Origin of the sequence: Kitasatospora sp. NPDC051914 (genome assembly GCF_040680995.1) — a bacterium.
Classification (GTDB): Bacteria; Actinomycetota; Actinomycetes; order Streptomycetales; family Streptomycetaceae; genus Kitasatospora.
Window position 1 is genome coordinate 107,541 of the sequence record NZ_JBFAXX010000015.1, and the last position, 8,667, is coordinate 116,207.

Genomic DNA, 8,667 nt, shown 5'->3' on the forward strand with positions numbered 1-8,667 from the left:
TGCCGACGCCGCCACTGCTCAGGGGAAGGAGGGCAGGAGAGTTCGGGCGACGGACTCGGCCGGGGGGAGGAAACGACTCGCCGCGTCGCCCAGCAGGTGGGTGTGCAGGGCGCGTTGGTACGCCGCGCCGATGAGGACCACCGCAGCCGCGAGCGGATCGGGATGGTCGGGGAAGTGCTCGCCCAGCGCTTCGGCGGCGGCTCCGCTTCGTCGGCGACCGCATCAGCGAGCGGCACGCCGTCATCGACCGCCTCGGCCTGATGCAACAGCTCACGGACGAGCAGCCGTGAGCGGCGGGCACCACGGTCCTCCACGCGTCCCCCTTCGAGCCCGTGGTACGGCCGCTCAGTGCCAGACACTGTTCCAGTCCTGATTCGCAGGGCCGGTGTCCATGTCCACGTCGGACAGGAGGACAACCAGGATCAGGACCACCACGATCAGTCCGAGCGCCACCCAGAAGTTGTCCTCGGGCCCGGGACGGTGCGGGCGGGGTGGGCGGTCCGGCTGCTCACCGCTCCCGTCGTCGCTCCCCCGCCGCCCCGGCCCTCGGCGTTGTCGCCCTCCGGCAGCATGCTTCCCCCTCCGGCTCCACGGCACCGCGACACGGGCTCGACCGGGCACTTGGCGGCTACAGCAGTAGTCGTCACGCCATCCGGAAGGTAATGTCTGCTGTGCGACCATGCCTGTTACCACGTGGGGGGGGTTGGGCCATGTCGGACGGCACGATCGGCGAGCTCGTGCGGGCCTGGATCGACGGTTGGGTGGTCTCGCGCGGCGCGGCGGATCCGGTCGATGAGCCGTGGGGTTGGACGATCGACGTCGGACAGGCCCGGCATGTCCGGCGGCATGTGGTCCCCGAGCCGACCGAGGTTACGGTTCGCAAGATCGCTGCCGGCACGAGCGCGCCCTGGACCTGGCTGAAGCTGCTCGCCGAGGACGACGAGGTCCGGCCGTGGGTCGGGCCGGGTTGGCGGTTCGACCGGCCCGGCGTCCTGATGACCTGCTCACTGGCGGCCGACCGGCCTGCGGTGCCGGCTGGGTACACGGTGACCTCGTGGACTCGCGGCGGTGTCACCCGGGTGCTCGTCCGCACCGTCGAAGGGCAGTTCGCGGCCCGCGGACAGATCGCCCAGGGCTCAGGTGCCGGAGTCAGGGCCGGCGCGATCGCGGACCAGATCGAGACCGCGCCCGAGCACCGGCGCAGGGGGCTGGGCGGCCTGGTGATGCGCACACTGCAGAACGCGGCGTACGAAGCCGGAGCCCGAACCGGCGTGCTGGTCGGCACGCCCGAGGGTCGTGAGCTCTACACCTCGCTGGGGTGGACCGCCCGGTCGCCGATGGCGAGCCTCTGGTACGAGCCGGCTCCCGGGGCGGCGACAGTGCCGTGACGCAAGTGCCGACGCGGCGCTCGCGTCCGGCCCCTCGGGGACGGGTCCCCCGGCCGGCCCTCCTCGCCGTCGACGTCCTTGAGGAACCTTCCGCTTCGGCCCCGCCCTCGCCCGAAGAAGCCCACCACCGACTGCAGGCAGCCGACGCGCCCGGTCGACGGCCCCGACACCGTCCTGCCCCTCCTCGCCGACGGAACCCGTACCGCAACACCCGCGGGCAGCGCTCTCAGCGGTGTTCGGGGTTCTCGAAGTCGAAGCGGCAGCCGGCGTCCCACTCGGAGCGCTGGTTGCCGTGGGCCGGGATGCCGCCGGCGTCCTTGAGCATCCGGGCCAGGTGCATCAGGTTCCACGTCATGAAGGTGGTGTTGCGGTTGGTGAAGTCGTTCTCCGGCCCGCCCGAGCCCTCGTCCGGGTAGGACGGGCCGGGACCGGCCGGGCCGACCCAGCCCGCGTCGGCCTGCGGCGGGATGACGTAACCGAGGTGCTGCAGGCTGTAGATGACGTTCATCGCACAGTGCTTGGCACCGTCCTCGTTGCCGGTGACCAGGCAGCCGCCCACCCGCCCGTAGTACGCGTACTGGCCCTGGGAGTTGAGGATCGACGAGCAGGCGTACAGCCGCTCGATCACCTTCTTCGTCACCGAGGAGTTGTCGCCGAGCCAGATCGGCGGAACACTCTGGCACCCTACCTGACCTGTGGACGAGTCGAAGAGGGGCGGCTCGCGACGGATGGCGCCAGGTGCGTCCAGGGACTTCGCCGGTCGCCCGACGCGCGGTGGCCACCGGCTCCTGCCAGCACGCTCCCCGCCACGAGCCTGAAGCCCAGAGGATTCGCCGCCCCGCCGTCAAAGCTCCTGCCCTTCCGTCGAACTCGGCCCGGGACGTGACCATCGTCACCGACCGCAAGTCCTCCACGAGTCCCGACCGGAATCCCCGTATCAGCCGCCGAGGGCACCGCGACCCGCGGCCCCGCCCTACGCCGGAGCAGCCCCGGCCGATTCGTATACCAGCGAACTGTCAGCGCGCTTCCGTAGGCCGCCGAACAGGCGGGGGGTTGTGACTACTGGCCGGTAGGGCCGAATCCGGCCGGGTTGATTGACACGCTTCAAAATGCTTCTATACGGCCCATGGGGAGGAATCGGGGCGCCACCTGCTCGCTGAGCTCGGTGGAAGCGCTCTCAGTCATGCGCGACGGCCAGGTGCTGGTCCGCAGGCCGCAGGAGCGTGACGCCGACACGCTGCGGGCGGGGTCCCGCGATCCCCTGGTGCGCGAGTTCATGCAGGGCGTCCTGAGCCACCCAGACCGGGAGTCCGCCGTCCGCTGGATCACCGAGGTCGCCCCCAGACTCTGGGACGCCGACAAGGCCGCGTACTTCGCCGTGGCCCTGGCGGCCGAGGGCTCCGAGGGCGAGGGCAACGGCAACGAGGGCCCGGGCGACGAGGGCGGGCCCGCGATCGGGCTGGCCGAACTGGTGGACCTGAGACCGAAGGAGGGCGCGGCCGAGATCTCGATCTGGCTGCTGCCCGAGCACCGGCGATTGCGCACCGCGGCCTCCGCGATGCGACTGGTCTGCCGGTTCGGTTTCGAGGAGTTGGGTCTGCGGCGGATCGACGCGTACGCCGCGGCCGAGAACATGGGGGTGCAGGTGGTCGGGGCCTCCATCGGTTTCCGCCGGGCCGGGTACCGGCCCGCACTGTTCCGCAGCTCCCGGACTCAGAAGCTGCATGACGCCGTCTACGCGACCCTGGCACCCGAGGACCTCTGTTGAACCGCGGGCGCCACCGGGCGCTTCACACATACTGATCCACGCTGATCCACGTGCACATTTGATCTACGCGCATAGCGCGGTTGGCTTGTCCATGTACCAGGGCTGGGGGTTCGGAAGATGTCGGGACTGGTGGAGTTCTCGGTCGGCGGGGAGCAAATGCCGGGAGGCAGACTCGAACTGACCCTCGACCAGACCGGGGCGCTGCGGGTGCGCCACCACAGCGGCGGCACCAAGGTGGTACGCACCGCGACGGTGGACCCGGCGGTGCCCGCCCGAGTGCTCAACGCCCTGCGCAATGCCGCTCCCGGGCTCGGTGGCGGGGCCGCCGAGGCACGGCGGCTGGTGGCCGGCGAGCTGACCTGGGCGGACGGCACCGACACCCCGGTGCCCGGCATCGCCCGGATGCTGGAGGCGCTCGCCGGTCAGCTGATCCAGCCCGCCGAACCAGCTCAACTCCCCGGCAATCTGGTCCAGTTGGCCGCCGCTGATCCGGCCGAAGCGGCCCCGACGGCCGCCATCGGCACCGTCTCCGGCCGTCCGGCCTTCGCCCTCGCGGTGGCCGGCCGGGGCTTCGGCCTGGCCGAACTCGCCGACCACGGCGCCTCGCTGGGCGACTCGGACGAGGAGGCCGGACTGCTGCCCACCGCCGTGGCCCTGGGCCGGGTCGGCGAGCGGGACCTGTTCACGGTCGGCGCGCAGGACGGCGCCGTCCAGGTCTGGGACGCCGCCACCGGCGCACTGCTGCACGGGACTTCGGGTGGCGAGGGCGCTCAGGTGGTGGCCGCCGCAGTGGTCGAGGGCGTGCCGCTGGCCTTCTCCGGCGGCCGGGACGGCGAGGTGCGGGCCTGGCGGGCCGAGGACGGCAAGGGCTTGGGGCTGCTCGCGGTGAACGGCCGGGGCGCCTCCGCCCTGGTGCACGCTCGCTGCGCCGGGCTCGACCTGGTCGCCGCCGCCGGCGGGGACGGCACCGTCCGGGTCTGGGACGCGGCGGCCGGGGCCCGGCTGCACCTGCTGGTCGGCCACAGCGAGCGGGTCACCTCCCTGGCGGTGCTCTCGCTGGGTGACCAGGCGGTGCTGGCCTCGGCCGGCGTGGACCGCGAGATCCGGCTCTGGGACCTGGCCACCGGCGAGCCGCTGGCCGTGCTGGTCGGCCACTCGGCCACCGTCACCGGACTGGCCTTCACCGAGCTGGCCGGCGAACCGGTGCTCGCCTCCTGCGCTTTGGACGGCACGGTGCGCACCTGGGACGTCTACCGGGGCACCGGGCTGAACGGCTGGGCCGTCCGCGGCGTCTGGCTGACGGCGCTGGCGGTCGTCCGGCACGGCGATGCCGCGGCGCTGGCGGTGGGTGACGAGCGCGGCCGGATCAGGCTCTTCGACCCGGCCGACGGCACGGCGCTGGCGACCTGGGAGCCGGCCGGGCCAGCCACCGCCCCGCGCCCGGTGAACGCGCTGGCGACCGCGACCACCGCGGACGGCGCCCAGGTGCTGGCCGCCGGGTACGGCGACGGCACCGTGCGGCTCTGGGAGAGCGGCGTCGAGCGTCTCCAACTCGCCAACGACGGCGGGTCGGTGAGCTCCGTCGCGGTGACCGAGGGCCTGCTGGTCTGCGGTACCGTGACCGGCGCGGTGCGCTGCCACCGGCTGGCCGACGGCACCCCGCTCTCCGTCCCCACTCCGCACACCGGCCCGGTGACCTGTCTGGCGCTCGGAGCCACCACCCTGGTCTCCGGCGGCGCGGACGGCGTGGTGCGGGTGCGCGGCGCGCTGGACGGCGCCCCGCTGCTCCGACTGGCGGGCCACCAGCAGGGCGTCACCGCGCTGGCGATCGGCCCGCAGCTGCCGCGTCCGCTGATCGCCACCGCGGGTGGCGACGGCACCCTGCGCGTCTGGGACGCCGTCACCGGCGCCCCGGGCCCGGTGGTGAGCGGGCTGGCCGTCCCGGTCGCGGCGCTGGCCTTCGCCACCCACGCCGGGCGGCCGGTGGTGCTGGCGGGTACGGCCGACGGCGCCGTCCGGGCCTTCGACGCGGAGGACGGCCGGGCGGTCACCGAATTGGCCGGGGGCGCGGCGCGGGTCCGCACGCTGGTCTGCCAGGAGATGGACGGCGAGACTCTGGTCGCGGCCGGGGACGAGCAGAACACCGTGCGGCTCTGGCACCTGGGTAGCGGCACGCTGCTGAACGAGGCGCCGCTGGACCGTGCGCCGCTGGCCATCTCCTTCACCGAGACGGGCCTGTACGTGGTCGGCCCGGACGGGGCCGTCACTCTCTGACGTCACGCCAGTGGTCGTTGAGCAAGAGCGAGTTCACCGCCGGTGGCCTTCGGGGCGTCGGCCATCGATGCGCAGAAGCAAGGGGTGGGAAATGGCGGAGGGGAAGTTCCGGATCGACCTCGAACAGGTCGAAGCGGCGGCGAAGATGATCCAGACCATGCTGGACGACCTGGAACGGCCCACCGCCGAGCTGAAGGCGGCGGTCGCACAGATCAAGCCGACGGTCTACGGCACCGATCGGCTCGCCAAGTCGCTGACCGGATCCACCGGGTCGGTCGGCGGCCTGGCGGACCACCAGGAGCAGGTGCTGGAGGGCATCCAGAAGTTCCTCGCGAACAGCGCCCAGGTCGCGGCGAACCTGCGCTTGATGGTCGCCAACTACACCGCCGCGGACGAGTCCAATGCGATGTCGCTGCGGGCCATCGAGGGCGCGGACGCGCCGGTCGCGCAGGTCCCTCCGACCACCCGGGACAAGCCCGTCACCGTGGTCGTCGCGGGCGAGACCGGTGGCCCGGTCACGGCACAGTCCGGCTTCACCTCGGCCGACGCCCCGACGCTCGACTACAACGCCTGGGAAGACCCCGAGCCCCCGCCGTCGCACTCCGGCGGCGGCAGCGGCCCGAAGCTCGCCTGACCCTGCCCGAGTCGACCCTCGCAGAAGGACGGACACCGTGATCCACCTGCCCCCCGACCTGGCAGAAGTGCTCAAGGTCATCCAGAGCAACGAAAACGGGAAGGGCATCACCTTCCCCGACAGCAACGAGGACCTGCTCGGCGACCTGGCCTTCGCCTGGGAGAAGTGGAACACCTTCGCCGAGACCCGGATCGGCGCCATCGTGGCCAATGCCAAGCTGGCCATGGAGGCGATGGAGGGCGAGGCCGCCGAGAGCTTCGCGGCCTACCTCCACAAGTTCAGCGGAGGGGACGGTTCGCACGTCTCCAGCACGGTCTCGGCCGCGAGCGCCGTCGCGCAGTCGCTGCGCGGCGCGATCGAGGCGGTCGTCCAGACCAAGAACGAGATGATCCGCGAACTCCAGTACACGAAGGAGTACATCGAGGACAACCCGGCCGGCAAGAACGACGACATCGCCAAGTCCGAGGGCATCAAGGAGGCCGTGGCCACGTACAACACCTACGTGGACCAGGTCGGCTCCAACGTCGACACGATGCTCCGTCAGGGCTCCGGCCACGTGCAGCAGATGACGGCGGCCGCCGAGGTCGCCGCGTTGACCGGTGGTAGTGGTGGCAGCGGTGGCGGCGGAGACACGGGTGCACCGCCGCGCACCAGTCTGGACAGCGTCTCCGGTGTCACTGCGCCCAACACCATGCAGACGGGCATCAACTCCTTCTCCGGTGCGGGTGTCCCCACCCCGGTGGGCATCCAGGGCTTCCAGCCCGGCGGTGCCGTGCCCGGGAGCCTGCCCGGCGGCGGAGTCCCCGGGATGCCGGGTGGTTCGCTGAGCGGACCGGGCGGCGGGGCAGGCGGCGGTGCGCCCACGCTGCAGCCGTTCAAGATGCCGACCCCGCAGGCGCCGACGCCGTTCGGTGGCGGAGGCGGCGGACTCGGCAGCGGTGGCGGGTTCGGTGGCGGCGGGTCCTCGCTCGGCCCGGACGGCAAGCCCGCGTTCAAGCTTCCGTCGGTCGGCAGCCCCAGCGGCCTCACGTTGGCGGGGCATCAGCCCCCGGGCACCGATGGCCAGCTCGCCGCCCCGGTCCGGTCGACCGTGCCGCTCCGTCCGTTCACCCCCGGCGGGGCCGACCCGGGCGGCGTCGGGGGACTTGGCGGCCTCCCGCTCGGCGGCCTCCCGCTCGGCGGCCTCCCGCTCGGCGGCCGTGGCGGCACCACGGGCACCCCCGGCAGCCTGATCGGCCGCCCGGGCGGCCTGCCCGGCGGCACCCTGCCCGGCCGTGGCACCACCGCGCCCTTCACCCCCGGCGGCCGCGTTCCCGGCGCGATCGCCGGCGCGGGCTCCGGCCTGGGCGGTGGCGCCCGGGTCGGCGGGAGTGGTGGTGGCGGTCTCGGCGGCGGTGCGTCCGCGGCCGGCGGCTACCACCCCGGCGGCGGACGGACCGCAGGCGGCCTCGGCCGAGCCGAGGGCGGCGCCCACCCGCTCGGCGCCCCGACCACGGCCGGTGGCGTCGGTGCCGGTGGCGGGCGCGGTGCGGGCGGCGGCGTCGGTGCCTCCGGCTCGGCCGCGACCTCCGCCCGTGGCATGGCCGGTGGCGGCATGCCCGGGATGCCCGGGATGGGCGGTGGCGCGGCGGCCGGTGCGGCCAAGTCCGGCTCGCGCTTCGTCCGGCCCACCCGCTTCGGCGTGGAGGAGGACGACGAGGAGACGGTGGCGCTGCGCGACTCCGGAATCCTCGGCCAGGCCGTCCACCACGACCCGGACGACCGGCGCTGGGTGCGGATGCGGCAACGCTGGGTCGGGGAGTCGGGGATGGCCCCGGCCCCGGAGCCCGTGCACACGGCGGTGGCCACCGCCGGGCAGGAGACCCCGGCCGCGGGCGGCGGCGACTTCATGAGCCAGCTGGCCATGGCCGTGCTCGGACCGGAGGGTGCGACTTCGCTCGACACGACGTCGGGGTCCGGTGGTTCGGGCTCCGAGGGCAACACCACGGCTACCGCCGCATCCACCGCTTCGGGTTCGGGTTCGGGCTCGCCCGAGGAGGCGTACCTGGAGCGGGCCCGTTCGGTGGCCGAGCGGCGTGGCCGTCCGGACGAGGAGCCGGCCCCCAGCGAGACCGCTTCGGCGACGGCTGCGCCTGCGGCCACGGCTGACGGCCCGCCACCGCTCCGTGAGGAGGGTGGCTTCCAGGTGCCGACGCCGTTCATGCGGGCGGCGCTGGCGCGGCTGGCCAGTTCGGGGGGATTCCCCGAGGGCAGCGGTGAGGCACCCGCCGGGGCAGCCGGCGGCGGTGCGACGGGTGGCGGCGCGGCAGGTGCGGCAGCCGGTCAGGGACGCTGAGGAGCGAGATGGAAGAGCAGCAACTGAGGCGTACCGAGGCGGTGGCGGCCACCGAACACGTGGCCGCCAGGGTCTCGACCGACGCAGTCCAGGCGGCCGAACCCGAACACACCGCCCGACTGCAACCCATGCAGATGGCCGAACCCGAACACCCCACCGCCCGACTCCAAGCCATGCAGATGGCCGAACCCGAACACCCCACCGCCCGACTCCAAGCCATGCAGATGGCCGAACCCGAACACCCCACCGCCCGACTCCAAGCCATGCA

Annotated in this window: 6 protein-coding genes and 1 pseudogene; 6 read left to right on the forward strand and 1 reads right to left on the reverse strand. The window is 73.5% G+C overall.

The genetic code is table 11. The features are described from left to right. Positions 1–710 precede the first annotated feature (710 nt). On the forward strand, positions 711–1,388 hold the full coding sequence (locus AB0M03_RS12675; protein ID WP_363491387.1) for a GNAT family N-acetyltransferase: 678 nt from the start codon (positions 711–713) through the stop codon (positions 1,386–1,388). Between the two features lie 226 nt (positions 1,389–1,614). Here the strand turns inward: AB0M03_RS12675 and AB0M03_RS12680 are convergent. After that, positions 1,615–2,055 (reverse strand): annotated as a pseudogene (locus AB0M03_RS12680) (flavodoxin family protein); the annotation flags it as partial. A gap of 498 nt (positions 2,056–2,553) precedes the next feature. Between AB0M03_RS12680 and AB0M03_RS12685 the strand changes: the two are divergent. The 5 genes from AB0M03_RS12685 to AB0M03_RS12705 all read left to right on the forward strand — a co-directional run. After that, complete coding sequence (locus tag AB0M03_RS12685; protein ID WP_363491388.1) at positions 2,554–3,156, forward strand: GNAT family N-acetyltransferase; 603 nt, start codon at positions 2,554–2,556, stop codon at positions 3,154–3,156. 117 nt (positions 3,157–3,273) lie between these two features. After that, complete coding sequence (locus AB0M03_RS12690; RefSeq protein ID WP_363491389.1) at positions 3,274–5,430, forward strand: hypothetical protein; 2,157 nt, start codon at positions 3,274–3,276, stop codon at positions 5,428–5,430. Positions 5,431–5,521: 91 nt separating this feature from the next. Beyond that, positions 5,522–6,064 carry a hypothetical protein gene (locus AB0M03_RS12695; protein WP_363491390.1) on the forward strand — a complete coding sequence of 181 codons (543 nt, stop codon included), beginning with the start codon at positions 5,522–5,524 and terminating at the stop codon, positions 6,062–6,064. A 37-nt stretch (positions 6,065–6,101) separates the two neighbouring features. Beyond that, a complete protein-coding gene (locus AB0M03_RS12700) occupies positions 6,102–8,399 on the forward strand; it encodes a hypothetical protein (protein ID WP_363491391.1) in 2,298 nt (765 codons plus the stop codon). A gap of 8 nt (positions 8,400–8,407) precedes the next feature. Further along, a partial coding sequence (locus tag AB0M03_RS12705) for a hypothetical protein (RefSeq protein ID WP_363491392.1) occupies positions 8,408–8,667 on the forward strand: 260 nt, incomplete at its 3' end.